We start from the raw sequence: 24,381 nt of genomic DNA on the forward strand, positions 1-24,381 counted from the left end.
CTCAGCGCTTTCCGTACTTCTCGTCGAGCCGCTTCTGCAGCGCCTTGTTCTGCACGCGCGCCTCGCCCTTCCTGGCCTGCTGCGCGGCCACCGCGTCGGCGGCGGTGGCGAGTTCGCCCTGCAGCTTGGCGTAGTTGGCCCAGCGCGCCGGGTCCAGCGTACCGGCCTCGAGCGCGGCGCGCACCGCGCAACCGGGCTCGCGGTCGTGCTTGCAGTCGCGGAACCGGCACAACGCGGCGAGCGCGTCGATGTCGTCGAAGACGGCGTCGACGGTGTCTTCGTCGCCGGTCAGCTTCAGTTCGCGCATGCCGGGCGTGTCGATCAGGCAGGCGCCCTGCGGCAGCGGCAGCAGGGCGCGGTGCGTGGTGGTGTGGCGGCCGCGCGAATCGTGCCCGCGCACCGCGTTGGTCTTCATCTTCTCGCGCCCGAGCAGGGTGTTGGTGAGCGTCGACTTGCCGGCGCCGGACGACCCCACCAGCACCACGGTGCGGCCGGGCGCGAGGTAGCCGTGCAGCTGCGCCACGCTGGCGGCATCCTTGGCGTTGACGGCGTGGATCGGCACGCCGCCCTGTTCGATCTGCGCGAGCTGCGCGCGCAGGGCGTCGACGGCATCGCTGCGATCGGCCTTGGTCAGCACCACCACCGGCGACGCGCCGCTGCCGTGGATCAGCACAAGGTAGCGCTCCAGACGGCGCGGATTGAAATCGTTGTCCAGGCCCGTGACGACGAACACGGTGTCGACGTTCGCCGCGATCGGCTGCGTCTTCTGGTGCTCGCCCGCGGCGCCGCGCTTGAACAGGCTGCTGCGCGGCAGCAGGTCGAGGATCTGGTCGACGTCGGCGTCGAGCCGCACCCAGTCGCCGACCGCGGCGCGCTCGACCGGGTCGAAGCCGGCGCGGATCCATGCCGCCGGAGACTGCGCGGCGAAGTCGCGGGCGCCGTCGGTGACGATGTAGCCGGAGCGGTGCTGCTCGGTGACCCGCGCGACGCGGCCGCCGCCGGCGGCGGCGAAGGCGACGCCCGCCGGCGCGTCGTCGCGCCAACCGTAGGCGCGGAGCGGGGCGGGGACGGCTGCGGCGTCGGTCATGCCCCGATTATGCCCGTCTGGCACGCCGGGTTTTTTCGCGCCACCCGGTCTCGCAGTCCTTCTCCCTGCGGGAGAAGGTGGCGGCAGCCGGATGAGGGCGCCACGCCACGATGTCCTGAAGGGGTGCGCCGAGTCTTCAGCCGGAAGCAGGCGCTCATGATTACCGGCACGCCGCTTCGGTGGTTTGCGAAGTGGCGCCCTCATCCACCCTGCCGGGCACCCCGGATCAAGTCCGGGGCAGGCTCTTCTCCCGGCGGGAGAAGGAATAAACGCACGGCGCTGCCCCGTTTTCGCCTCATTTCCGGTCGGAACAACGCACGTTTTACGGTACCCTGCGCGCACTTCACCACCGCTCCCGCCATGTCGTCCCGCACCGTTCCGACCCGCCAGCGCCTGTCCCAGGTCCGTTACGAAATCCGCGGCGAACTCGCCCGCCGCGCCCGCGATCTGGAAGCCACGGGCCGCACGCTGATCAAGCTCAACATCGGCAACCCGGGCGCGTTCGGATTCCGCGCGCCGGAGCATCTGCAGGCCGCCATCGCCGAACACATCGCCGAATCGGACCCGTACTGCCACCAGCAGGGGCTGCCGCAGGTGCGCGAGGCGATCGCCGCACAGCAGGTGCAGCGCGGCGCGCGCAGCGTGACGGCCGCGCATGTGTTCCTCGGCAACGGCGTCAGCGAGCTCATCGATCTGAGCCTGCGCGCACTGCTCAATCCCGGCGACGAAGTGCTGCTGCCGAGCCCGGACTACCCGCTGTGGAGCGCGGCCACGATCCTCAACGACGGCGTGCCGGTCTACTACGACTGCAGGCCCGAGCACGGCTTCCAGCCCGATCCGGAACAGATCGAGGCGCTGATCTCGCCGCGCACGCGCGCCATCGTGCTGATCAACCCGAACAATCCGTCCGGCGCGGTGTATTCGCGCGCCACGCTGGAAGCGATCGTCAGGGTGGCCGAGCGCCATCGCATCCTGCTGATGAGCGACGAGATCTACGACGCGATCACCTACGACGACGCGGTCTACGTTCCGCTCGCGCCGCTGGCCGGCGACCTGCCGTGCCTGACCTTCAGCGGCCTGTCGAAAGTGCACCGCGCCTGCGGCTACCGCGTCGGCTGGGCCGTGCTGTCCGGCGACCCGATCCGCAGCGGCGACTACCACCACGCGCTCGACCTGCTCGGCGCACTGCGCCTGTGCGCCAACGTGCCGGGCCAGTGGGCCGCGCTCGCCGCGCTGACCGGCCCGGACACCATCGGCGCACTCACCGCGCCGGGCGGTCGCCTGTTCGAGGCACGCCGCGCTGTGATCGAGGCCTGCAACGCGAGCGGACGCCTCTCGCTGCACGCGCCGATGGGTGCGCTGTACGCCTTCCCCGGCATCGACACCACGGGATTGCAGGATTTCGACGACCATCGCTTCGCGCTCGACCTGCTCGACAACGAGGGTGTGCTGGTGGTGCCCGGGTCGAGCTTCAACGTGGGCTACCGCAACCACTTCCGCGTCACGCTGTTGCCGCAGCCGGACGAGATCCGCGACGTGTTCGGACGGATCGAACATGCGCTGGCGCGCTGGGAAACCCGCGGCGCGGCGAGCCAGGCGGCGATTGCCTGAGCTGTGCGGCTGCGAAAGCGCTCCGACGCCGACCGCATCGAACGCTGCGGGAACTTCAAGCGAAGCCGTCCTTCTCCCTGCGGGAGAAGGTGCCCGGCAGGGCGGATGAGGGCGCCACGTGTGATCGGTCGGAAGATTGGCGGTTGTGTTGCTTACGCCGGTTCCTGCGAAACGTCCGGTTCGGCCGCAAGGTGACGCCCTCATCCGCCTTCGGCACCTTCTCCCGCGGGGAGAAGGAAGCCAAGCGCCGCTTGACCGGAGTGAATCGACTGAACACTGACGCAGAGCACACCGCGGCGCTCACCTTCCTCGCCCTCGGCGACAGCTACACCATCGGCGAAGGCGTCGCCCCCGCGCAGCGCTGGCCGGTGCAGCTGACGCGCGATCTGCGCGCCACCGGCATTGCGCTCGACGAGCCGCACATCGTCGCCACCACCGGCTGGACCACCGACGAACTCGCATCCGCGATGGACGCGGCCGAGCCGCTCGGGCAGTGGGATCTCGTGTCGCTGCTGATCGGCGTCAACAACCAGTACCGCGGCCGCAGCGTCGACGACTACCGCGCCGAATTCGAGGCTCTGCTGCAGCGCGCGATCGGCCTCGCACGCGGGCGTTCGGACCGGGTCTTCGTGCTTGCGATTCCGGACTGGGGCGTGACGCCGTTCGCCGCCGCGCAGGGGCGCGACGCAGCGCGGATCGCGCATGAACTCGACGCCTACAACGCCACCGCCGCCGACATCTGTGCGCGACACGACGTGGCGTTCGTCGATACCGCGCCCGTCAGCCGCCGCCGCGGGGCCGAACCGGCGATGCTCGCCGAGGACGGTCTGCATCCGTCCGGCGCCCTGTACGCCGAGTGGAAAAACGCCGCGCTGCCCATCGTGAGGCAAATGCTCGAACAAGCTGAATAGCGGCCAACCGCCCTGCCCACGGCGGCGGCCGTGCAACGCAGGCGCTTACAATGGCGTCCTGTTTTCCAGGAGATGCCCATGTCGCTCGATCCCGCCCTGCGTTCCCGCATCGATGCGCTGCTGCAGCAGCATCGCGTGGTGCTGTTCATGAAGGGCGTCCCCGGCGCGCCGCAATGCGGCTTTTCGGCCAAGGCCACGGGCATTCTCGACGGTCTGGGCGTGCCGTTCCACGGCGTCAACGTGCTGGCCGACCAGGACATCCGCGAAGGCATCAAGGCCTACGGCAACTGGCCGACGATCCCGCAGCTGTACGTGGCCGGCGAGCTGATCGGCGGCAGCGACATCATCGAGGGCCTGCTCAATTCCGGCGAGCTGCATGGCCTGCTCGACCTGGCCCCGCCGGACCGCAGCGTGCCGCAGATCGGCATCACGCCCGCCGCCGCCGACGCGATCCGCAGCGCCATGGCCGATGCCGATCCGTCGCTCGCGCTGCACCTGTCGGTCGACAGCCGCTTCAACGCGCAGTTTGCGCTCAAGCCCGCGCAGGGCAACGAGATCGTCGCCGAGGCCGCCGGCATCCGCGTGCTGTTCGATCTGGCCAGCGCACCGCGCGCCAAGGGCATCGAGATCGACTGGGTCGACGACGTGCGCGGCGCCGGCCTCACCATCCGCAATCCGAACGCGCCGCCGGCGGTGAAATCGCTGTCGGTGCAGGACCTGCACGACAGGATCATTGCCGGCACCATCGATGTGATCGACGTGCGTCCGGCGGACGCGCGCGCCATCGCGCCGTTTCCGCAGCCGCACGATGTGCTCGACGAAGACTCGCGCGAGCGGCTCGAAGCACTGCCCAAGGACCTTCCGATCGCGTTCCTGTGCCATCACGGCAATTCCAGCCGGCAGGCGGCCGAGCATTTCCGCCAGCTGGGATTCCACGACATTTCGAATGTGGAAGGCGGCATCGATGCATGGTCGCTGCACGTCGACCCGCGCGTGCCGCGCTACTGAGCGCGCGCGGCGCGGGCCGTTCGATTGAAACATCTTGTGCCAATTCCCCGCACGGACGCGGCGAAGATGCACCGCCGGCTTGACGGGCGATGCGCGCGGAGCGAGTGTGGGGAAACCTCCCGCTCGCACGGCGGAACGCGTGCCGGAGGCAGGCGTTTCATGGTGTGGTTGGTTGCATGAGCTGATCGGTTTTTCGTTCGCGGTGACACGGTGCGCAGAACGCCGGCCCGGCGGACGACGGTCCACAGGGAGGGCTCATCGGATGAAGAGCGGACGGTTTCTTGCGGCAATGATGTGTGCCGGCGTGCTTGCCGGTTGCGGCGGACGCGCCGACCAGGCCGCGACGGCCTGCGAGGCGGCGGTCGCGGAGCGCCTGCCGGGCGAACAGTACGCGGTGGATCGCCCCGCGCTGGTAGCCTCGGCGCGCGAAGAGGAGGAGGACGTCCTCCTGCTGAAGTCGGGCATCGTGTTCAAGCCCGGCCTGCCCGGCGAGTACCGGCAGCAGCTCGAATGCAAGGTGCGTTTCGGCGGCGATGCGCCGGCCGTGATCGCGCTGGCGTTCGTCTACTGACCCGACACCGACCGCACCGACGGCAGCGGGGCCGCGAACGCGCGGACCGGGTCAGTGCAGCGTCGGCGCCCCGTGGCAGCGCTTGAATTTCTTGCCGCTGCCGCAGGGGCACAGCTCGTTGCGTCCGGGCGTTTCCTCGCGCCGCGCCGGCGTGCGCGGCGTGGCCTCGTGCAGGCGTTGCAGGTTGAGGTCGTGCAGGATGTACGGCAGCTCGCCGACGATCTCCATGCGCTCGCGGAAGGTCAGCGGTTCGGCGTCGGCGGCATCGAACAGCGCCTCGTCGACGCTGTCCGGATCCTCCGGCTCGTCGTCGGGCGCGAGCTGCACGGTGGCGGCGGCGTCGAGGCTGTCGGCGTGCGTGTGCTCGTCGTCCTCTTCGGGTTCGGGCAGCAGCGCGAAGATGTCGTTGATGTCCTCGCTGATCTGCTCGTTCTGCGCGATGCGCGCTTCCCATTCGTCCTCGCGCAGGCCGAATGCGATCATGAATCCCACCGCCCACGCCGCGCCGACGGGAAAATCGTGGTCGTCGTTCCAGCTGTCGGGATCGGATTCGTCGATATCCGTGGGCAGCGCGACCAGCGGCACGGCGACGTCGCGCTCGGTCTCCGGATCGTTGACGACGCGGCGCGCGATGTCGTTCCACAGCCCCATCAGCAGATCGAGCGCGTCCTGCGCGGCCTCGACGCTTTCCCACTCGTGGTCCTGGCCCCAGACGTAGGGCAGCAGCTCGCCCGGCATCACGGTCTCGCCCGGGCCGACGATGGCGGCGCTGAACAGGCCGTGCACGGCTTCGAGCGGCAGGCCGCCCGCCGGCAATGCCTGCTGGATCAGCAGCATTTCCAGGCGCTCGATGGCGGCGTCGTCGAACGTGGCGGGCTTGGGCGTGGGAGGCTGGATCGCGGGCATCGGATCAATAGGCAAAGTCGCGGAACACCGGATCGACGCTACCGCCCCATGCCGTCCGATACAAGTCCAGCTTGCGTTCCGCCGGCGTTTCGTTCGCGAGCGCGAACTCGATCAGCGGTTCGAGGAACACCGCTTCGTCCACGCCGCTGGCGTTGAGACGCGCGCGCCGCTTCAGTCCGGCGCCGGCGATCTTCAGCGCCTCGATCGCAAGCTCGCGCAGCGTGGCGTCGCGGAACGGCAGCTTGAAGCCGTGCTTCGGCACGCCGTCGCGCAGCGCATGGCGTTCGGCGAGCGAAAAATCCTTCACCAGATCCCAGGCCGCGTCGAGCGCGGCGTCGTCGTAGAGCAGGCCGACCCACAGCGCCGGCAGCGCGCAGAGCCGGTTCCACGGACCACCGTCGGCGCCGCGCATTTCGAGGAATTTCTTGAGCCGCACTTCCGGGAACGCGGTGGTCATGTGGTCGTTCCAGTCCGCGAGCGTGGGTGTCTCGCCCGGCAGCACGGCGAGCTTGCCCGCGAGGAAGTCGCGGAAGCTGTGGCCGGCCGCGTCGATGTAGTTGCCGTCGCGGTAGACGAAGTACATCGGCACATCGAGCAGGTAGTCGACGTAGCGCTCGAACGAGAAGCCGTCCTCGAAGACGAAATCGAGCATGCCGGTGCGATCGGCATCGGTGTCGGTCCAGATGTGCGAGCGGTAGCTCAGATAGCCGTTCGGCTTGCCCTCGGTGAACGGCGAATCGGCGAACAGCGCGGTGGCGATCGGCTGCAGCGCGAGCGACACGCGGAACTTCTTCACCATGTCGGCTTCGGAGGCGAAGTCGAGATTGACCTGCACGGTGCAGGTGCGCGTCATCATGTCGAGCCCGAGTCCGCCGACCTTCGGCATGTAGTCGCGCATGATCCGGTAGCGGCCCTTCGGCATCCACGGCATGTCGGCACGTGCCCACTTGGGCTGGAAGCCCATGCCGAGGAAGCCGATGCCCAGTTCGTCCGAGACCGTCTTGACCTCGCGCAGGTGCGAGGTGGTTTCGCAGCACGTATCGTGGATGGTCTGGAGCGGTGCGCCGGACAGTTCCAGCTGGCCGGCGGGCTCCAGCGACACGGACGCGTTGTCGCGCGTGAGTGCGATCACCCGGCCCTGCTCCAGCACCGGCGCCCAGCCGAACCGCGTGAGGCCGTTGAGCATCGCCTCGATGCCCTGCGGGCCGTCGTACGTCAGCGGCCGCAGATCATCGAGGCGGAAGCCGAACTTCTCGTGCTCGGTGCCGATGCGCCACGCCTCGCGCGGCTTGTTGCCCGACGACAGCGCTTCGACGAGCGCGGCGCGATTTTCGATCGGAACCTGTTTCGCGGGGCTGGGACCGGACATGCGCACCTCGTCGTGGAAGATGCAGCATGTGGGGACGGGCGGGTGCTTCGCAAGTCGCGCGCGACGCGTCCCGGCGCGCGGCTTGGGCTCAGGTCTCGTTCTCGGCGCGCGCGCTCACCTGCACCTGCGCGTCGGCGTCCACGCTCACCGTCAACACGATCGGCCGGCAGCACACCTGGCAATCCTCGATGTAGCGCTGGTGGTCGACCGAGCCGTCGAGCGCGATGTCGATCGACTCGCCGCAGTACGGGCACTGGATAGCGTGGAAGGTGAGCACGGGCCGCTCCGCGGGACGGGGGGGCCGCCAGAATAGTCGGTCGGCGCGCGCAGGCCGGGCGCCGCATGAACGGCAGCGCGCCGTGGCCGGCGCATCGGCGCGTGGCTGGTGTAAAACGCAGTGGCGCTGCCGGCATCGCCCGCGCCGCCGCACCCGCGCCGCGTCCGCAGCACGCCACCGGTTCCACGCCATCCACCCCACGGGAGAAAACCGATGACACGCACCCCGCTCCTGCTTGCCCTGCTCGCCGCAGGCGCAAGCCCGCTCGCCTCCGCCGCCGACGAATCGGACAAGACCGCACCGCCGGCCACTCCCGCGCCGTTCGTGGCCACCGAGCTTGCGCAGTTCGCCGAACCGTGGGCGATGACCTTCCTGCCCGACGGCAGCCTGCTGGTCACCGAGAAGGCCGGCAAACTCAAGCGCTACGGCAAGGACGGCCGCATCGGCGAGGTGAGCGGCGTGCCGCGGGTGGCGTATCGCGGCCAGGGCGGCCTCGGCGATGTGGTCCTGCATCCGAAGTTCGCCGACAACGGCCTGGTGTACCTCAGCTACGCGGAACTCGACGCCAGCGGCGAACGCGACGACGACGGCAAGCGCGGCGCAGCGGTGGCGCGCGCGCACCTGGTGCTCGACGACGCCGGTGGCGGCGCGCTGTCCGACATCGAGGTGATCTGGCGCCAGACGCCGAAGGTCGACGGCGCCGGCCACTACAGCCATCGCATCGCGTTCGCACCCGACGGCCACCTGTTCATCAGCTCCGGCGAGCGGCAGAAGTTCGATCCCGCGCAGGACATGCAGATGAACCTCGGCAAGATCATCCGACTCAACGACGACGGCAGCGTGCCGGCCGACAATCCCTACCAGGACGACGGCGAGCTTGCGAAGACGTTCTGGAGCATCGGCCACCGCAACGTGCTGGGCCTTGCCTTCGACGCGCAGGGCCGGCTCTGGGAACACGAGATGGGCCCGCAGGGCGGCGACGAACTGAATCTCATCGCGCGCGGCAGGAATTACGGCTACCCCATCGTCTCCAACGGCAGCCACTACGACAACCGCGACATTCCCGACCACGACACCCGGCCCGAATTCGAGGCGCCGAAGGCCTGGTGGACACCCGTAATCTCGCCCGCGGGCCTGGTGATCTATTCCGGCGACGTGTTCCCCGAGTGGAAGGGCGATGCCTTCATCGGCGGCCTGTCGTCGAAGGCGCTGGTGCGGATCGAATTCGACGGCGACAACGCACGCGAGGCGGCGCGCTACGACATGGGCCAGCGCATCCGCGAAGTCGAGCAGTCGCCGGACGGCGGCCTGTGGCTGCTGGAAGACGGCACCAAGGGCAGCGGCGGACGCCTGCTCAAGCTCGAACCGAAGGCCGCCGCGCCCGCCGCATGACGCTGCGCGCCGTCTTCCTCGACCATGCCTCGCTCGACCTCGGCGATCTGGACCTCGCCGGGCTGCGCGAGGCGGCCGGCGACCTGACCCTGCATCCGCACACCGATGCGCGCGACACCATCGCGCGCATCGCCGGCGCGGACGTGGTGCTGACCAACAAGGTGGTGCTCGATGCCGCGGCGATCGCCACGGCGCCGGATCTGAAGCTGATCCTGGTCACCGCCACCGGCACCAACAATGTCGACCTCGATGCGGCGCGTGCGTGCGGCATTGTCGTGTGCAACTGCCGCGGCTACGGCACCGCGTCCGTGGCGCAGCACGCGCTGCTGCTCATGCTCGCGCTGCGCACCCGCTTCCTCGCCTACCAGCAGGACGTGCGCGACGGCGCATGGCAGCGCGCGGACATGTTCTGCCTGATGCAGCGGCCGATCGGCGAGTTGGCCGGGCAGACGCTCGGCATCCTCGGCTACGGCACGCTCGGCCGCGCCGTCGCGCGGCTGGGCGAAGCCTTCGGCATGACGGTGCGCATCGGTCAGCTTCCCGGCCGGCCGCCGCATCCGGACTCGCTGCCGTTCGACGACCTGCTCGGCACCGCCGACATCGTGAGCCTGCACTGCCCGCTGACCGACGGCACCCGCCACCTGATCGATGCCGCCGCGCTCGCGCGCATGAAACCGACGGCGCTGCTGATCAACACCGCGCGCGGCGGCCTCGTCGACGAACAGGCGCTTGCCGACGCGCTGCGCGCCGGTCGTCTCGGCGGCGCCGGAGTCGACGTGCTTTCGACGGAACCGCCACGCGACGGCAACCCGCTGCTCGCAGCCGACATCCCGAACCTCATCGTCACCCCGCACAACGCCTGGGCGAGCCGGCAGGCGCGGCAGCGGCTGCTGGACCAGACCGTCGAAAACCTGCGTGCGTTTCTCGCTGGAGCACCGACGCGCCGCGTTCCCTGAGCCAGTCAGGGCCCATGGAGCGCGCTTCGGGCACCTTGATGCCGTGCCGCGCCCAGCGGCTGGAACAAATGATCCTCTGCCGATAGACACCGCGTACGCCAAGGCATGGCGCGCATTCCTGCACGCCATTTGCCCGAACGCAGCAGGAAACCCCATGAAAAGAAGCCATTGTCTTGCAGCCATCCTTTTGGCCGGACTGCCGTGTGTCGCTGCGGCGGACACTTTCCCGCCCGGCCACCTGGATCCGGTGTTCGGTGCCGACGGCCGCCGCACGGTGCCGGTCGTTCTCGATGTCACTGCGCCCAACGCCATTGCGACCGTGGCGGACCCGCTGGGACGGCTGTATTCGGTCGGAACCTTCCTGTCGCCGCAAGCCTACTCGATCGCAATCACGCGCCTGACGCAGGACGGCGACGTCGACACGGGGTTCGGCACCAACGGCGTCGTGACCCGCACCGTGGGCACCGCGCCCGCGATCGCGCACGATGCCGTCTTCGATCCGCAGGGCCGGCTGATCGTGGTCGGAGAGACCTCCGTCAACGGAGTGAACAACTTCTTCGCGTGCCGATTCAATGCGGACGGAACCGCGGACAACACCTTCGGCGTTGCGAACACGCCGGGTTGCGTCAGGACATTCGTCGGACAGGGAGCCACCGCCGAAGCCGTGGTGGTCCAGGCATGTGCGCCCGCGCAGCAATGCGTGGACGATCAACGCCTGGTGCTGGCAGGCGCTGCTTCCCTCAACGGAAAGTCGCTGGGGCTGTTGGTCGCACTGGAGTCGGACGGAACCGTCATCGATTCGAACTTCGGTGTTGGGGGGATCAACTTCATCCCGAGCAACGTAATCTCCCAGCCGACCCGTTTTTTCGACGTGGCAACCAACGCGGCCGGAGAACTGGTGGCGGTGGGCTACGTCGAACTTGCGAACGCCGACCGGGACTTTCTCGCGTTTCGGCTGGATCCCGATGGCGTGGCCGAATCCTCTTTCAGTGGCGATGGCGTAAGGACGGCCTCGTTCGACCTCGACAACGTTCAAAAGGTCGACGAGGCGCACGCCGTGCATCTGTTCGACGATGGGTCCATGCTGCTGGCCGGTCAAGCCCAGACCGGACTGTTGACCCATCGCGCAGCCATTCTCAAGCTGGACGCCGCGGGTATCGGCGATGGTCTGTTTGCGGGCGGGGGGGATGGCGTGCCGGACGGGGTGGGTCAGGTGTCCTACGATGTCTGCGGCGACACCTGCGAGATGCAGGTACGCGATCTCGCGGTGCTGCCGAACGGCCGAATCCTCCTCGCCGGTTCGATCGCCGAAGGCGTCGCGGGCGACACCAATCTCGATCTTGCGCGCAAGTCCGACATGTTTGCGCTCCGTCTCAAGCCGGACGGTTCGCCGGATGCGAGCTTCCGCTCCGACGGGTCCGACGTGCCGGGCCTTGCCACGGTGCCGTTCGATCTGGTCGATGGCCAATCGCAGGATGTCGCTTCCAGTCTCGTCCTGCAGGCAGATCGTGTGGTCCTGGGCGGCTTTGCCGCAGCGCCGGACGCCAACGACGACGGGTTCGAAGACTATCGGTTTGCGTTCGCGCGCCTGGGCAACGGCGGGCTGATCTTCGCCGACGGCTTCGAAGAATAGGATCGACGCGTTGGAATGAAGCCGGCGGCCGTTCGGCCGCCGGCGACGGCCCCGCCCGCACACGCTGCGACCTGAAGATGTCTTCGAGGCGCGCCGATCGCCGTCACGGGGATGTCGTTGGGAGGACCGAGGCTGGAATCCGCTTTACGTCGCAAATGGTGCGGCGCCATCGATCGTCTGCCAATGACCGGCAGGAAGGTTCCCCAGCGCCACCCCGCCGATACGCGATCGGTGCAGCGCTTGCACATGATTGCCTGTGGCCGCAAACATGCGCCGCACCTGGTGGTAGCGGCCTTCGGTCAGCGTCAGGGTCGCGTGACGGGCGTCATGGACCTGCAGGCGTGCGGGCGCGAGCGGCGTGGTGTCCGATTCGAGCTGCAGGGTGCCGCTGGCGAAGAGATCGGCCTCGTCGCCGCGCAGATCCTGCGCGAGCGTCACCTCGTAGTCTTTTTCAATCCGCGCCTTCGGCGAGATGATCCGGTGCAGCAGCGCGCCGTCGTCGGTGAACAGCAGCAGGCCGCTGGTGTCGCGGTCGAGGCGGCCGACCGGCGAGAGCAACGGGTTCCGCAGGCGGAAGCGCGACGGCAGCAGGTCGTAGACGATGCGGCCGGGGTCTTTCGTCGAGCAGGTGTAGCCGACCGGCTTGTGCAGCATCAGCAGGAGCCCGGGCGCGGGATCGAGCGGCTCGCCGTCGATGCGGATGCTGTCGTGGTCGAGCGAATCGTCTGCGTACAGCACCTCGCCCGCCGCATCGGTGATGCGGCCTTCGCGGAACAGCGCGGCGACCTGCTTGCGGCTGCCGTAGCCGAGGTTGGCGATGTGCTTGACGAGTTTCACTGCGGCCTCGGCTGATGCGTTGCACGCGCGGGTGTCGGGATGTGCGGCGTCGTTCTCATGCTGCCGCCACCGCCTCGATCACCTTGAAGCCGTCGCGTTGCGCATGCGTGGTCACGCGCGCAAAGCGGGCGGCGAGCGTCTGTTCGTACGGCAGGTGGCGGTTGGCGACAAGCCAGAAACGACCGCCCGGACGCAACGCATCGGCGGCCGCGGCGATGAAGTCGCGTCCGATGTCCGGCCGTGCGTCGCGTGCGCTGGCGTGGAACGGCGGGTTGCTGACGATGGCGTCGTAACGCGACGGCAGACCGGCCGTCACGTCGTGCCAGTGGTACGCGAGCGCTGCGGCGTGCCTGGCCGCAAGGTTGCGCTGCGCGAGTGCGAGTGCGCGCGCGTCGCCCTCGAACAGGTCGAGCGCGGTGACGGCGCGATTGCGGCGCAGCACGGCGTCGGCAAGAAAGCCCCAGCCCGCGCCGAGGTCGGCGACGTGGCCGGCCAGGTCGGTCGGCAGATGCTCGGCAAGCAGCGCGGACGCGGCATCGACACGATCCCACGCGAACACCCCCGGCCGGCTGACGAAGCGGCCGTCGAGGATCGGCTGCGGTGCGTCGAGCTGCAGCCAGGCCTCGAGCAACGCCGGGGCGTGCGCGTCGGCCGGCAGCGGCGCGGTCCACAGCACGCGGGCATGGTGCTTGGTGCGCACGTCCACCGTGCCCGCGAGCTGCGCAAGATCGCCCTGCGCCGCCCTGGCGCCTTCGCTGTTGGCCACGCAGACCACCACGCGCCCGCCCGGCGTCGCACGCGCCACCGCACGCGCCAGCAGCGTGCGCGCCTGTTCGCGCTGGCGCGGCGGCAGCACGAGCACCAGGGCATCGCCGGCGGCGCGGTCGGCGACGGCATCGTCCTGCGGCGGCACGACATGCAGGCCGCCGCGTTCCAGCACCTCGGCCAGCGGCCTGAACGGTTGTTCGCAGGTCAGCGCATGCAGCGCAAACCGCCGCAGCGGCCAGCCGTCGCGCGCGCCGAGGAATCGAATGCGGCCCGGCGGCCACGCGAGATTGCCCTCGGCGAAGGGCAGCAGCAGCGTTTCGAGCACGGGATCGGAGGCGGAAGGCATCGTGCGAGTATAGAAGCCGGACGCAGGGCGCCGGCGTCAGCGCACGGAGGCGTCGCCGCTGGCAGACGCATCGCGTCCCGCGTGTGCGCTCCACGCCACGCCCGCGAGCAGCAATGCAATCGCCGCCGCCTGGCTCCAGTGCGGATCGCCGCGGCCGACGAGCAGCAAGGACAGCGTCGACAGCAGCGGCGCGGCATACGACAGCGTGCCGAGCAGCGCGAGATCGCCGGATTTGGTGCCCCGATCCCACAGCAGGAACGCGGCGCCCGTCGGTCCGAGCCCCATCGCCACGAGCGCGAGCCACTGGCCCGGTGTCGGCAGCGCCGGCCTCTCGATCGCGTGGTGCGTCGCCCAGGCGATCGCCGCGACCGCCAGGCACACGCCGACGATGGCCGCGCTCGGCACCTGCGCGTACCGCCGGTTCAGCACCGAGTACAGCGCCCACAACACCGCCGCCGTCAGCGCCGCTGCGTAGCCGCCGACGAACTCCCAGCGCAGCGCCAGCCCCTGCCCGCGCGTCACCAGCAACAGCACGCCGGCAAACGCAAGCGCCGTGCCCGCGAGCTGCCCCGCACGCAACCGCGCGCGCAACAGCAGCGCGGCGAACAGCACGATCAGCGACGGCCACAGATAGTTGATCAGGTTCACCTCGATGGCCGGCGCGTGCCGGAACGCCACCAGATACAGCGCGTGGTAGCCGAACAGCGCCACCAGCGCCAGCGCGAACGCCGGCCACGGCTGGCGCAGCACGCGAAGACCATCCGGCCCGCCGCGCACCCGCAGCCAGACCACGCCGGCCAGGCCGGCAATGCCGAAGCACGTGGCCAGCACCTGGAACGGCGGCAGCGACGCGGTGAGCGTGGTCAGCAACGCCAGCGACGACCACAGCACGATGGCGGCGATGCCGGCCCATGTAGCGGCGACACGGGATGGGCTGGGCATGGATGACACACCGAGGGATGAACGCAGGCAACTGTAGACAACCGCCGTAGCGGCGTCGATGCGCCGCGAGTAAGCGGCGCTGCGTACGCCCGTGCGAACCGGCGGGAATTCCTGTCACGCACGCGCTTGCGCCGTGCAGCCAGACCGCGCCGATTCACCCACAACTCCATAAAAAAGGACAACGACATGCATCTCTTGAAACTGAGTGTCACCGTCGCACTGGCGCTGGCCGCCGGCCATGCCGGCGCGGCCACCGTCACGCTCGACCCGCACGGCCTCGGCCAGGGTCTGCTGTTTCCGTATTTCACCACCCACAACGGCCACAGCACGCTGCTGACGGTGCAGAACACCACTGCGCAGGGCAAGGCGCTGAAGGTGCGCGTGCTCGAATCGAAGGACGGGTTCGAAACCCTCACGTTCAACCTCTACCTTCCCGGCTTCGCCAAATGGAGCGGCGCGCTGACGCAGGCGGACGGTGCGCCCGACGCGCCGGCTTCGCTATTGCCGAGCAGCCCGGCGGTCGGTTGTACGACGCCGGCGATGCCGGCCGGCGGCTTCGAACTGCGGCCCTACTCCCTCGATGACGCGCAGCCGGCGGCCAACCTGCGCACGCGCGAGGGGTATGTCGAAGTCGTCGAGATGGGCACGCTCAGCGCCGAGCTGGCGCAGCTTGCGCGCGATCCCACGCAGGCCAACTGCAACGTCTTCACCCAGCGCACCGTGCAGGACGGCATCTGGAGCACGGAACCGAATGCCGATATCGGCGCACCGGCCGGCCGCCTGCGCGGCAGCGCGACGGTGCTGGACGTTGCGGCAGGCACGGCGTTTTCGTACGCCGCGCCTGCGTTCGGCGGACTGGCGTCCGCCGCGCGGCACACCGGTCTTGCGGTATCCGAGCAGGGCATCGCCTACATCGACACGCGACCTGCTCTGACCGACATCGTCGTGGCGTCGGACGAGACGATCGACGTCACGGTACACAACCCGGACGGCGTACCGACCACGTTGCAGTACGGCGCCGACGAGGGGTTCTATGCCATCAGCGCGCTGCTTGCGACCACAAACACGACCAATGACTACACGGTCTACCCGGGCGTCCGTGCGCGCACCGAATGGGTGGTGAGCTTCCCGACCCGCCACGCGCTGCATCGTGCCTTCTTCTGGCCGGGCACGCCTCCCCCGGGCGCCTTGCTCGCCGCACCGTTCACACGCGATGTCTGCGAAAGCACTGCGCTCGTCGCCTGGAACGAACACGGCGTCAAGCTCGACACGGCCACATCGGTCGATATCTGTGGCGCGGTCGACGTCGTCCAGTTCGGCCTCGACGGCACGCCGGTCAGTGCACAGCTCGCACTGGACGGCGACGCGGTGATCGACGTACCGACACCCATCGGTTCGGCGCGCCTGGACTTCAGCAAGGTCGACGAGCGCACCCGCGCCTTCTTCGGGGACAAGAACGGCAAGTGCGTCGTCGGCCTGCCGGCATGGGTGATGGCGGTGCAGTCGTACGACAACGACAACGCGCAGGAAGGCCGCATCGCGACGTTCCCGGTGTCCAACGTGTCGTCCGGGCCTGTGGAGGTGGTGGACTGCGACACGCTCGATTGATGCAGGGCCGCGCCGGGCAACGGTTCGCCCGGCGCGATTTTCATTCCTTCTGCATGCGCGGTGGCTCCCGCCGCGCAACAGCAGCCGCGAGCGTCGCGACAATGCCCGCGGCATTGTCGCGACGCATCCGCGCAATGGTCTCGCGCAACGCATCGCCGTCGAAGATCGCGCGGCGGTATTCGTCGTAGTGCGCGAGCACGTCACGCACCGTTTCCACCAGCCGGCCATACGGTGCCCACACGATGAAGGGTGCGTACGGCACGGTCTCGCGCAGCGGCACGTCCTCGCTCACCACGACCACGCCGCACAGCAATGCGGGCAGCACGCGCAATTCCTCGAGCGTGTCGTGGTGGTCGGTCTGATGCACGTTCACCAGCACGCGGGTGTCGCGGTACAGCGCGCGCAGGCGCGCCGCATCGAACGTGCGGCGCACGTTGCGCAGCGGCAGGTCGGCCGCGTTAGCCTCGCGCAGGAAACGCGCGCGGCGCGGCTGGGCCGTGTCGGCGAACAGCGTGATCGCGGTGCGCGGGCGCGGCGACTGCGGCGGTTCGAACGGATACAGCAACGGCGCGACGTGCACGACGCGGCGCAGATAGTCCTCGAAATGGCCGCTGCGGCGCAGGTGTTCGATGTTCGCCTGGCTGTAGTCGATCACGACATCGCAGGCCGTCAGCCGGTCGAGATCGGCCACGCGCGCCAGATACCGGCCGCGCCCGTCGGGTAGCGGCACGGCGCCCTCCGGCGCCCCCGCGCTGTCGCGCCCGCCGGGTTTCACCAGGGTGTGCTCGATCTGCAATCCGACGCGAAGCGGACGCTGGCCGCGGGCCGACTGCAGGACGGCGCCGTCGAGCGCCGCATCGAGCGCCACCTCGACTTCCGTATCGATCCCGTGCAGCGCCTCCCGCAGCAGGTCGGCGCAGTAGCGGGTGTATTCGCGGATCTGGATCGGCACGCCGCGCGCGTCCCACAGCAGGCGCGCCGCCCCGACGCGGTCCACGCGTGTGCGCGACAACAGCGATCGCAGCAGGTCCGGCAACGCAGGCATGCGGGCATCGTAGCGCTGCTGCGACGCTGGCGCCCCGTCGCGCGTCCGGCTCAGTCACCGCCACGCGAAGGGAACTCGCCATGCACGCCGTCGTTCAGCTGCCGCCGATGCCGGTGGCCACCGATTACAGCCGGTTCGTCTACGCCCACCCGGACAATCCCGATCTGCAGGTCAAGGTGGTACGCCCCGACGTCCTCGCCGACTACCGCCGCGGCGACGTGCCGTGGCGCAAGCGGCTGCGGCGCATCGGCCCCTACGGCGTGCTGCTGCGCGAGCTGCGCGAATCGCTCGCGGTGCGCTCGCGCCATCCGCAGGACGAGCTGCCCCTGGCGCAGGTGCTCGGCTGCGTCTCGACCAACCTCGGCATGGGCCTGCTGCTGCGCGCCCAGCGCGATGCCGACGGCGCGCTGTCGCCGACGCTGGCACAGGCGCTGCACCGCCCCGACGCCGCACGCCTGGACCTGCCGGCGGCGCTCGACCGGCTGCGCGATGCGCTGCTGCGGTACGGCGTGATCGTCGGCAATCCGAAATTGTCGGGCATCGTGCTGGTCGACGCCGGCAGCACGGCGCAACGCCTGGTGCTGACCGAAGGCTTCGGCGAGAAGAACCTGATCCCGCGCTGCTCGATCAGCGGCCGCTTCAACGCCGCCAACACGCGGCGGCGCTTTGCGCGGCTGCAACTGCAGCTGCGTCGGCGACTGGCGCCGGCCTGAGCGCGCGCCGACCTGCCACGGCGCACCACTGGCGGGAATGCGCGGGGGCGTCTTGCACCTGCGTGCGGCCATTGTCGTGCCGCGCCGATCGCGCGACGATGCACGCTGCCCTCGCGAGATCCGAACGCATGCAGGACGGCCCGGTCATCGTCGACAACCGCGAAGCGCTCGTCTATCTGCTGTCGGAAGCGGCGGAGATCGAGCACGGACTGATGTGCTGCTATCTCTACGCCGCGTGGAGCCTGCGGCGCGAGGCGCCGGAATGGAGCGAAGCCCAGCACGCGGCCGTCGCGCGCTGGCGCGGCGAACTGGTCGGCGTCGCGCGCGAGGAGATGGTGCACCTGGCGCTGGTCTCGAACCTGCTCAACGCCATCGGCGGCGCGGCGCACCTGACGCGACCGAATTTTCCGGTGTGGGAGGGCTACCACCCGACCGGCGTCACGCTCAAGCTGACGCCGTTCGACCGCGCCACGATGGACCATTTCGTCTTCCTCGAACGGCCCGAAAACGCCACCGATGCCGACGGCGACGGTTTCGATCCCGGCGCGTTTTTTCCGCGTCCGCTGCCGGCCGGGCGGCTGGTGCCGACGGCGCAGGATTTCGCCACCGTCGGCCACCTGTACCGCGGCATTGCCGACGGCCTGGCGGCACTGTGCGCGAAGCTCGGGCCGCAGGCGCTGTTCATCGGAGACCCGGCGCTGCAGCTCGACGCACGCGACCTCGGTCTTGCCGACGTGGTACGCGTGGTGGATCTGTCCAGCGCGCGGGCTGCGCTGGACATCATCGTCACCCAGGGCGAAGGCCTGCAGCAGTGCGACGGGCACTCGCACTACCGGCGCTTCGTCTCGGTGCGCGACGAGTTCGTCCGCTGCAGCGGTGAGGATCCGCGCTTCGTCGCGGCATGGCCGTGCGCGGTCAACCCGGTGATGCGTGCGCCCGGCAACCCGCGCGAGCGGGTGCACGTGGTGCTGGAGCCGGCCGCGTCGCTGCTGGATCTTGCCAACGCGCTCTACGCGCTGTCGCTGCGCACGCTGGCGGCGCTGATGTCGCCGCACGGCGTCGACCCGGCCCCGCGCGCCGCGCTGGCGCGGCTCACCGCCGACAGCATGCGCTGGCTCTCGCCGCTGGCCGAACGGCTGGCCGAGTTGCCGGCCAACGACGCACACCCGGGCGTGCACGCCGGCATGACCTTCACGATGTCGCGCTCGCTGCGCATGGTGCCCGACCGCGACGCCGCGCTGCTGGGCCTGGCGGAGGCCTGCGACCTCATCGCCGATCGCGCACGCTCGCTCGCCGACGCCGCGCCCGGCGTGCTGCCGGGCCTCGGCGCCGCGATGCGGGGCCACTGCGAGAGCCTGCATGCCCTCGCGCAGCCGCCGCGCACTGCGCCGCGCGCGCCGACGGACAACGCGTCGGCCACCCTCGCCTCCGTGAAGGCGGCGACGTTGAACGCGGCGCAGCCGCGCGCTGCACCCGCGCCGAAACAGGCCGAAGGCTTCTGCGGCGGCGCCCACCGTGCGGACGCGACGGCGCAGGACGCGCCGTCCGCGCCGCTGGTGCAGAGCGCGCGCGGCAGCGGCGTCGACATCCACTTCGAGAGCCGCCGCTGCATCCATGCGCGGCATTGCGTGCTCGGCGCGCCGCGCGTGTTCCTCGCCAACACGCCGGGCGAGTGGATCGTGCCCGATGCGATGCCGGCGGAGGAACTCGTGGCGGTGGCGCGCGCGTGCCCGTCCGGCGCGATCACCTACACCCGGCACGACGGCGGCGCCGAGGAGTCGGCGCCCGAGGTGAACACGCTGCGCGTGCGCGAGGACGGCCCGCTCGCGCTGCTCGCGGCCCTGCGCATCGCCGGCGAAGCGCCGCGCCTGCGCGCCACGCTGTGCCGCTGCGGACAATCGGCGAACAAGCCGTTCTGCGACGGCTCGCACGCCACCGCCGGCTTCCGCGCCAGCGGCGAACGGCCCACGATCTCGGCCGATCCGCTGCCGCAGCGCGACGGCACGCTCGACGTGCGCCCCACGCGCAACGGCCCGCTCGACGTGCGCGGCAACCTGGAAATCTGCACCGGCACCGGCCGCACCGTACTGCGCACCGTGGCCGCCAAGCTGTGCCGCTGCGGCCACTCGGGCGACAAGCCGTTCTGCGACGGCTCGCACGCACGCGTGGGTTTCGTCGCGGACGGCGAATAACGCGCGATCGTCCTCGACCGCGCGGCGCCGCGTCAGTCCACCGGCAACAGGGTGCGCAGTTCCAGCGCCCGCGCGGCGGTTTCGCGCAGCATGCACTCGGTCGCGGACACCCGTGCGAGCGTGCCGCCGTCGGGGTCGGCGTAGAAGCCGCAGTTGGCATCGCGATAGGCGATCCACGCACGCTGCACGGCCTGAAGCTGCGTCCGCCGCTCGGCCGGCAGCGCGGCACGCAGCGCTGCATAGGCCGCGTTGAGCGCCGCGTCCTGCAGCGCGTGCTCGTTGCCGATGCAGTCGATCATCGACGCGGTGACGCCGCCGGACGCGTCCATGCACGCGGAGTACGCGGCCGAATAGTCGGTGTCGCGCGCCTGCACGGACGCGGCCGACAGGGCCGCGACGACAAGCCAGGCCAGTTTCATCGCAGCACTCCGACGCGTTGGGGCCTGCAGCTTCGAAGCTTTTGCGCGCGACGGCAACAAGACGGTGCGCCGCCGCGGCATGCGGGTACTGCTACTGCGTCGTTTCCTGTAGCTGCAGCCGCGGCCGCGGCGCGCGGCTCGGAAACGCGTGCCGCAGGATGCGCCACACCACCTGCCCGAACTGCCGCGGCAGCGAGCCGGTGTTGTAGTGCTGCCCGTAGCGCGCGCAGATGGCGCGCACGTGCACCGCCAGACCGGCGTAGCGGTTGGCCGGCACGTCGGGGAAGAAGTGGTGCTCGATCTGGTGGCTGAGGTTGCCCGACAGCAGGTTCAGCAGCCGGCCGCCGGCGAGATTCGACGAGCCGCGCAGCTGGCGCACGTACCAGGCGCCGCGCGACTCGCCCTTCACCGAGTCCTTCGGAAAGGTTTCGGCATCGGCGGTGAAGTGGCCGCAGAAGATGATGAGCCAGGTCCACAGGTTGCGCAGCACGTTGGCGGTGAGATTGCCGAGCAGCACCGGCAGGAAGAACGGCCCGGCCAGCAGCGGAAACAGCACGTAATCCTTGCCGATCTGGCGTGCCATCTTGCGGCCCACCGGGCGGAACTGTTCGCGCAGCACGGCGGTTTTTGTCTTGCCGGCAAACCAGCGCCCGAGCCGCAATTCCTGGATCGCGATGCCCCATTCGAACAGGATCGCGAACACCACCGCCACGAGCGGCTGGAACAGGTAGAACGGCTTCCAGCGCTGCTCGGGGAACAGCCGCAGCAGGCCGTAACCGATGTCGTCGTCCATGCCGCGCACGTTGGTCCAGGTGTGGTGGCTGTAGTTGTGCGTCTTGCGCCAGTTGTCGCTGGTGCCGGCGATGTCCCATTCGTAGGTGCGGCCGTCGAGTGCGGGATCGCGCATCCAGTCGTACTGGCCGTGCATGACGTTGTGGCCGAGCTCCATGTTCTCCAGGATCTTCGACAGCGCCAGCAGCAGCACGCCGGGCACCCACGCGAACAGCACCACGGGATGGAACGCACCGACCACGGCCGCGAGCCAGAGCAGCGCGCGTCCGGCCGCGCCGGTGTAGCGCACCGCGGCGACGACGGCGCGAATGTAGTCGGCGTCGCGCTGGCCGAGATCGGCCAGCGTGCTGTCGCGCAGGGCGTCGAGTTCGGTGGCGAAGCCGTGGAGTTCGGCGGCGGACAGCGGGCGGCTGCGGGACATGGCGGGCATCAGAGATCCAAGACGAGGTCGGTGCTCGCGGCGTTCACGCACAGGCGCAGCGCGGACGCAGGTTCGCTGTCGTGTTCGCCGGTACGCAGGTGGCGCGTGGTACCGGCGGCCTTGCCGCAGGCGCAGGTGTTGCAGATGCCCATGCGGCAGCCCGAGGGCGGCTGTAGTCCGTTGGCCTCGAGCGCGGCGAGCAGGCTCGTGCCGCGCGCTAGCGCCAGCGTGCGTCCGCTGCGCGCGAGCGTGACGGCGACGGTGCCCGACGCCGCGAACGCGACGGCCGGCGCGGTGAAGGCGTCGGCGACGAAGCCCGCGGCACGCGGCGCAAGCATCGCCCGCGCACGCTCCACGAAGCCGTCCGGGCCGCAGGCGAACACGTGCGTGGCCGTGGTGCAGTGCGCGGCCACGTGGTGGTCGTCGAGCCGGCCTTCGGCCTCGTCCGGCAGCGACGCAGGCTCGCCGGTCAGCACGAAGCGCACCTCGATCGTCGCGTGCTGCCGCGCAAGCGCGCGCAGTTCGTCCGCAAAGCAGAATTCCTCGCGCCGACGTGCCCAGTACACCAGTGTCGCGGGCCCGGCGTACCGCTGCGCGGCGTGCGCACGCAGCATCGCCATCAGCGGCGTGATGCCACTGCCGGCGGCAAGCAGCAGCACGGGCGCGGAGTCCGGCGGCAGGCACATCGCGCCGAAGGCGGGGCCGAGTTCGACCACGTCACCCACCCGCGCGTTGCGGCACAGGTGCGTGCTGACGCGTCCGCCATCGACCGCCTTGACCGTCAGCTCCAGCTGCCCCGCGCCGATGGCGCTCGGGCTGTACGGACGCACGAAGCGGCGTCCGTCGATCTCGACGGTTACGTTCACATGCTGCCCCGGCGCGCAGCCGCGCCAGTGGCGATTGGGGCGCAGCACCAGTGTCGCGGCGCCGGCTGCGGCCGAAACGATACGTTCGATGCGCGCCAGCGGCCGGTCCCACGTCCACGTGCGCGACACGCGCGCGGCCCAGAAATCGAACAGCGCGGGACTGGCGACGCTCCCGATCACCTCGCGCAGCGCGCTCCGCGGCGAATGTGCGGGTCTCGGAGCGGGAGCGGAAACGGGCTGGTGCTGCGGCTTCATGGCGCCAGTATACACATGAGAGGACGAACGTCTATACAAGTGTATATTCGCCTGCGCGGTATGATCCGGGAAACGAGCACCCGCCCTTGAGCCCGAAGCCCTCCGCCTCCTCCGTGCCGGCCCGCAAGGCCGCGATCTCGCGCAGCGACCTGCTCGCCGCCGCGCTGCGCCTGCTCGGTCCGCACCGCAGCGTCTCCAGCCTGAGCCTGCGCGAGGTCGCGCGCGAGGCCGGCATCGCGCCCAACAGCTTCTACCGCCAGTTCCGCGACATCGACGAACTCGCGGTCGCGCTGATCGACCTCGCCGGGCAATCGCTGCGCAAGATCGTCGGCGCCGCGCGCCAGCGGGCGTCGAACGAAGGCATCGTGCGCAGCTCGGTCGAGACCTTCATGGAACAGGTCCGCGCCGACGACCGCCTGCTGCACGTGCTGCTGCGCGAAGGCACGGTGGGTTCGGACGCCTTCAAGCGTGCCGTCGATCGCGAACTGACCTTTTTCGAGGACGAACTGCGCGCCGACCTCATCCGCCTGGCCGCGCGCCACGACGAAACCCTCGACGACCCCGACCTCGTCGCGCGCGCGATCACCCGCCTGGTGTTCGCGATGGGCGCCACGGCGCTGGACCTGCCGCCCGAGCGGGACCCCGAACTGGTCACCGAGCTCGCGAAGATGGTGCGCATGATCATCGCCGGCGCACGCAGGAGCGCGGCGGCCTGACGCGGTCGTTCCGTGCGCTCAGGCCGCGCCGGCGGCCTTGCGCCACTCCATGATCAGGAAGTTCGGCACGCGGCGATACCGCCGCGCCTTGTCGTCGTCCACGCCCACGGGCGCGGGCTCGGAGAAGTGCCGCAATTCGAAGCCCGCGTCGAGCAGGCCGCCGAGATAGGCCTGCATCGGACGGTGCCAGTTCTCGATCCGGATGCCGCGCCATTGCGCAGGAATCGGGCGCTCGTCGAGATAGTGGTCGATGCAGAAGCGGCGCGAACCGTCGGGCTCGCGCGACCAGCCCTGGTCGACCGAGGCGGTGTTGAAGCTCTGCAGGTTCGCGATCAGGAAGCTGCCGCCGGGGCGCAGGACGCGGTGCGCCTGCGCGAACGCGCGCGTGAGGTCGGGAATGTCGATCAGCGACAGGTACGCCACCGCCAGATCGACCGCGCCGTCGTCCAGCGACAGGCATTCGGCGCGTTCGACGCGATAGTCGCCGGCCGGATCGCGCTGCCGGGCACGCGCGACCAGCGCCGCGGTCGGATCGATGCCGACGGTCGCGACCCCCAGCGTCTGCAGCATCCGGCAGAAGCGTCCCTCGCCGCAGCCGATGTCGACCGCATCGCGGAATCCGCGCCCGGCCACGCGCGCGAGCATCGGCGCATCGAGCACGTGGCGACGGCCCCAGTCGCCATCGCTACCGATGACATCGATCCACGCCTGCGCCGACGCATCCCACCCGTGCGACATCC

23 protein-coding genes are annotated in these 24,381 nt (G+C 70.0%); 11 read left to right on the forward strand and 12 right to left on the reverse strand.

Annotated features, from left to right (window positions below; all coding sequences use genetic code 11):
• Nucleotide 1 precedes the first annotated feature (1 nt).
• Nucleotides 2-1,087 carry a ribosome small subunit-dependent GTPase A gene (rsgA, locus tag HNQ52_RS13860; RefSeq protein WP_183961766.1) on the reverse strand — a complete coding sequence of 362 codons (1,086 nt, stop codon included), beginning with the start codon at nucleotides 1,085-1,087 and terminating at the stop codon, nucleotides 2-4.
• Nucleotides 1,088-1,447: 360 nt separating this feature from the next.
• On the opposite strand from rsgA, the gene HNQ52_RS13865 reads away from it, so the two are divergent.
• The 4 genes from HNQ52_RS13865 (at nucleotide 1,448) to HNQ52_RS13880 (ending at nucleotide 5,188) form a co-directional block, all read left to right on the forward strand.
• Nucleotides 1,448-2,698: an aminotransferase class I/II-fold pyridoxal phosphate-dependent enzyme gene (locus tag HNQ52_RS13865; RefSeq protein WP_183961767.1), complete on the forward strand. Its 1,251-nt coding sequence runs from the start codon at nucleotides 1,448-1,450 to the stop codon at nucleotides 2,696-2,698.
• A gap of 269 nt (nucleotides 2,699-2,967) precedes the next feature.
• Entirely contained in the window at nucleotides 2,968-3,609 is a 642-nt protein-coding gene (locus HNQ52_RS13870; RefSeq protein ID WP_183961884.1) for an SGNH/GDSL hydrolase family protein, read from the forward strand.
• 78 nt (nucleotides 3,610-3,687) lie between these two features.
• A complete protein-coding gene (gene grxD, locus HNQ52_RS13875) occupies nucleotides 3,688-4,617 on the forward strand; it encodes a Grx4 family monothiol glutaredoxin (protein WP_183961768.1) in 930 nt (309 codons plus the stop codon).
• 262 nt (nucleotides 4,618-4,879) lie between these two features.
• Nucleotides 4,880-5,188 (forward strand): hypothetical protein, encoded by a 309-nt coding sequence (locus HNQ52_RS13880; RefSeq protein WP_183961769.1) that lies wholly within the window; start codon nucleotides 4,880-4,882, stop codon nucleotides 5,186-5,188.
• Nucleotides 5,189-5,239: 51 nt separating this feature from the next.
• Here HNQ52_RS13880 and HNQ52_RS13885 read toward each other — a convergent pair whose 3' ends face one another.
• From HNQ52_RS13885 to HNQ52_RS17250, 3 genes are all read right to left on the reverse strand, one after another.
• Complete coding sequence (locus tag HNQ52_RS13885; protein WP_183961770.1) at nucleotides 5,240-6,094, reverse strand: UPF0149 family protein; 855 nt, start codon at nucleotides 6,092-6,094, stop codon at nucleotides 5,240-5,242.
• Between the two features lie 4 nt (nucleotides 6,095-6,098).
• Nucleotides 6,099-7,463 carry a glutamate--cysteine ligase gene (locus HNQ52_RS13890; protein ID WP_183961771.1) on the reverse strand — a complete coding sequence of 455 codons (1,365 nt, stop codon included), beginning with the start codon at nucleotides 7,461-7,463 and terminating at the stop codon, nucleotides 6,099-6,101.
• A gap of 88 nt (nucleotides 7,464-7,551) precedes the next feature.
• Nucleotides 7,552-7,740, reverse strand: coding sequence for a CPXCG motif-containing cysteine-rich protein (locus HNQ52_RS17250; RefSeq protein ID WP_343059373.1), 189 nt, complete (start codon nucleotides 7,738-7,740; stop codon nucleotides 7,552-7,554).
• Between the two features lie 213 nt (nucleotides 7,741-7,953).
• Between HNQ52_RS17250 and HNQ52_RS13900 the strand changes: the two genes are divergently transcribed.
• The 3 genes from HNQ52_RS13900 (at nucleotide 7,954) to HNQ52_RS13910 (ending at nucleotide 11,721) form a co-directional block, all read left to right on the forward strand.
• Complete coding sequence (locus HNQ52_RS13900; protein ID WP_183961773.1) at nucleotides 7,954-9,132, forward strand: PQQ-dependent sugar dehydrogenase; 1,179 nt, start codon at nucleotides 7,954-7,956, stop codon at nucleotides 9,130-9,132.
• Complete coding sequence (locus tag HNQ52_RS13905; protein WP_183961774.1) at nucleotides 9,129-10,088, forward strand: 2-hydroxyacid dehydrogenase; 960 nt, start codon at nucleotides 9,129-9,131, stop codon at nucleotides 10,086-10,088. Before HNQ52_RS13900 ends, HNQ52_RS13905 begins: the two co-directional genes overlap by 4 nt.
• A gap of 154 nt (nucleotides 10,089-10,242) precedes the next feature.
• The gene (locus tag HNQ52_RS13910) at nucleotides 10,243-11,721 is read left to right on the forward strand and encodes an NHL repeat-containing protein (protein ID WP_183961775.1); all 1,479 of its coding nucleotides are present in this window, start codon (nucleotides 10,243-10,245) and stop codon (nucleotides 11,719-11,721) included.
• Between the two features lie 144 nt (nucleotides 11,722-11,865).
• Here HNQ52_RS13910 and HNQ52_RS13915 read toward each other — a convergent pair whose 3' ends face one another.
• From HNQ52_RS13915 to HNQ52_RS13925, 3 genes are read right to left on the reverse strand one after another with little or no spacing between them, the layout of a single operon-like run.
• Nucleotides 11,866-12,558 carry a pseudouridine synthase gene (locus tag HNQ52_RS13915; protein WP_183961776.1) on the reverse strand — a complete coding sequence of 231 codons (693 nt, stop codon included), beginning with the start codon at nucleotides 12,556-12,558 and terminating at the stop codon, nucleotides 11,866-11,868.
• Nucleotides 12,559-12,613: 55 nt separating this feature from the next.
• Complete coding sequence (locus tag HNQ52_RS13920; RefSeq protein ID WP_183961777.1) at nucleotides 12,614-13,672, reverse strand: class I SAM-dependent methyltransferase; 1,059 nt, start codon at nucleotides 13,670-13,672, stop codon at nucleotides 12,614-12,616.
• Nucleotides 13,673-13,708: 36 nt separating this feature from the next.
• Complete coding sequence (locus tag HNQ52_RS13925; RefSeq protein ID WP_183961778.1) at nucleotides 13,709-14,614, reverse strand: DMT family transporter; 906 nt, start codon at nucleotides 14,612-14,614, stop codon at nucleotides 13,709-13,711.
• Between the two features lie 186 nt (nucleotides 14,615-14,800).
• Here HNQ52_RS13925 and HNQ52_RS13930 point away from each other — a divergent pair, with 186 nt between their 5' ends.
• On the forward strand, nucleotides 14,801-16,222 hold the full coding sequence (locus HNQ52_RS13930; RefSeq protein WP_183961779.1) for a hypothetical protein: 1,422 nt from the start codon (nucleotides 14,801-14,803) through the stop codon (nucleotides 16,220-16,222).
• 40 nt (nucleotides 16,223-16,262) lie between these two features.
• On the opposite strand, the gene HNQ52_RS13935 is transcribed toward HNQ52_RS13930, so the two are convergent.
• Nucleotides 16,263-17,267 (reverse strand): hypothetical protein, encoded by a 1,005-nt coding sequence (locus tag HNQ52_RS13935; RefSeq protein ID WP_183961780.1) that lies wholly within the window; start codon nucleotides 17,265-17,267, stop codon nucleotides 16,263-16,265.
• Nucleotides 17,268-17,347: 80 nt separating this feature from the next.
• Between HNQ52_RS13935 and HNQ52_RS13940 the strand changes: the two genes are divergently transcribed.
• A complete protein-coding gene (locus HNQ52_RS13940; RefSeq protein WP_183961781.1) occupies nucleotides 17,348-17,980 on the forward strand; it encodes a YrbL family protein in 633 nt (210 codons plus the stop codon).
• A 98-nt stretch (nucleotides 17,981-18,078) separates the two neighbouring features.
• Entirely contained in the window at nucleotides 18,079-20,172 is a 2,094-nt protein-coding gene (locus HNQ52_RS13945) for a ferritin-like domain-containing protein (protein ID WP_183961782.1), read from the forward strand.
• A gap of 32 nt (nucleotides 20,173-20,204) precedes the next feature.
• Here HNQ52_RS13945 and HNQ52_RS13950 read toward each other — a convergent pair whose 3' ends face one another.
• The 3 genes from HNQ52_RS13950 to HNQ52_RS13960 all read right to left on the reverse strand — a co-directional run bounded on the left by HNQ52_RS13950 (nucleotide 20,205) and on the right by HNQ52_RS13960 (nucleotide 22,925).
• Nucleotides 20,205-20,591: a lysozyme inhibitor LprI family protein gene (locus HNQ52_RS13950; RefSeq protein ID WP_183961783.1), complete on the reverse strand. Its 387-nt coding sequence runs from the start codon at nucleotides 20,589-20,591 to the stop codon at nucleotides 20,205-20,207.
• A 91-nt stretch (nucleotides 20,592-20,682) separates the two neighbouring features.
• Nucleotides 20,683-21,804, reverse strand: a complete 1,122-nt coding sequence (locus HNQ52_RS13955) for a fatty acid desaturase family protein (protein ID WP_183961784.1) — start codon at nucleotides 21,802-21,804, stop codon at nucleotides 20,683-20,685.
• A gap of 8 nt (nucleotides 21,805-21,812) precedes the next feature.
• Nucleotides 21,813-22,925, reverse strand: coding sequence for a ferredoxin reductase (locus tag HNQ52_RS13960; protein ID WP_183961785.1), 1,113 nt, complete (start codon nucleotides 22,923-22,925; stop codon nucleotides 21,813-21,815).
• An 86-nt stretch (nucleotides 22,926-23,011) separates the two neighbouring features.
• On the opposite strand from HNQ52_RS13960, the gene fabR reads away from it, so the two are divergent.
• Entirely contained in the window at nucleotides 23,012-23,641 is a 630-nt protein-coding gene (gene fabR / locus HNQ52_RS13965) for an HTH-type transcriptional repressor FabR (RefSeq protein WP_183961786.1), read from the forward strand.
• Between the two features lie 18 nt (nucleotides 23,642-23,659).
• Here fabR and HNQ52_RS13970 read toward each other — a convergent pair whose 3' ends face one another.
• Nucleotides 23,660-24,379, reverse strand: coding sequence for a class I SAM-dependent methyltransferase (locus tag HNQ52_RS13970; RefSeq protein ID WP_183961787.1), 720 nt, complete (start codon nucleotides 24,377-24,379; stop codon nucleotides 23,660-23,662).
• Nucleotides 24,380-24,381: the final 2 nt, after the last annotated feature.

Origin of the sequence: Chiayiivirga flava, assembly GCF_014202825.1 — a bacterium.
GTDB classification, from domain to species: domain Bacteria; phylum Pseudomonadota; class Gammaproteobacteria; order Xanthomonadales; family Xanthomonadaceae; genus Chiayiivirga; species Chiayiivirga flava.

Bases quoted from the DNA above. Each gene is read 5' to 3' on its own strand.
- rsgA (WP_183961766.1), bottom strand. From the start codon at position 1,087: ATGACCGACGCCGCAGCCGTCCCCGCCCCGCTCCGCGCCTACGGTTGG.
- HNQ52_RS13865 (WP_183961767.1), top strand. From the start codon at position 1,448: ATGTCGTCCCGCACCGTTCCGACCCGCCAGCGCCTGTCCCAGGTCCGT.
- grxD (WP_183961768.1), top strand. From the start codon at position 3,688: ATGTCGCTCGATCCCGCCCTGCGTTCCCGCATCGATGCGCTGCTGCAG.
- HNQ52_RS13880 (WP_183961769.1), top strand. From the start codon at position 4,880: ATGAAGAGCGGACGGTTTCTTGCGGCAATGATGTGTGCCGGCGTGCTT.
- HNQ52_RS13885 (WP_183961770.1), bottom strand. From the start codon at position 6,094: ATGCCCGCGATCCAGCCTCCCACGCCCAAGCCCGCCACGTTCGACGAC.
- HNQ52_RS13890 (WP_183961771.1), bottom strand. From the start codon at position 7,463: ATGTCCGGTCCCAGCCCCGCGAAACAGGTTCCGATCGAAAATCGCGCC.
- HNQ52_RS13900 (WP_183961773.1), top strand. From the start codon at position 7,954: ATGACACGCACCCCGCTCCTGCTTGCCCTGCTCGCCGCAGGCGCAAGC.
- HNQ52_RS13905 (WP_183961774.1), top strand. From the start codon at position 9,129: ATGACGCTGCGCGCCGTCTTCCTCGACCATGCCTCGCTCGACCTCGGC.
- HNQ52_RS13910 (WP_183961775.1), top strand. From the start codon at position 10,243: ATGAAAAGAAGCCATTGTCTTGCAGCCATCCTTTTGGCCGGACTGCCG.
- HNQ52_RS13920 (WP_183961777.1), bottom strand. From the start codon at position 13,672: ATGCCTTCCGCCTCCGATCCCGTGCTCGAAACGCTGCTGCTGCCCTTC.
- HNQ52_RS13925 (WP_183961778.1), bottom strand. From the start codon at position 14,614: ATGCCCAGCCCATCCCGTGTCGCCGCTACATGGGCCGGCATCGCCGCC.
- HNQ52_RS13930 (WP_183961779.1), top strand. From the start codon at position 14,801: ATGCATCTCTTGAAACTGAGTGTCACCGTCGCACTGGCGCTGGCCGCC.
- HNQ52_RS13935 (WP_183961780.1), bottom strand. From the start codon at position 17,267: ATGCCTGCGTTGCCGGACCTGCTGCGATCGCTGTTGTCGCGCACACGC.
- HNQ52_RS13940 (WP_183961781.1), top strand. From the start codon at position 17,348: ATGCACGCCGTCGTTCAGCTGCCGCCGATGCCGGTGGCCACCGATTAC.
- HNQ52_RS13945 (WP_183961782.1), top strand. From the start codon at position 18,079: ATGCACGCTGCCCTCGCGAGATCCGAACGCATGCAGGACGGCCCGGTC.
- HNQ52_RS13950 (WP_183961783.1), bottom strand. From the start codon at position 20,591: ATGAAACTGGCCTGGCTTGTCGTCGCGGCCCTGTCGGCCGCGTCCGTG.
- HNQ52_RS13955 (WP_183961784.1), bottom strand. From the start codon at position 21,804: ATGTCCCGCAGCCGCCCGCTGTCCGCCGCCGAACTCCACGGCTTCGCC.
- HNQ52_RS13960 (WP_183961785.1), bottom strand. From the start codon at position 22,925: ATGAAGCCGCAGCACCAGCCCGTTTCCGCTCCCGCTCCGAGACCCGCA.
- HNQ52_RS13970 (WP_183961787.1), bottom strand. From the start codon at position 24,379: ATGTCGCACGGGTGGGATGCGTCGGCGCAGGCGTGGATCGATGTCATC.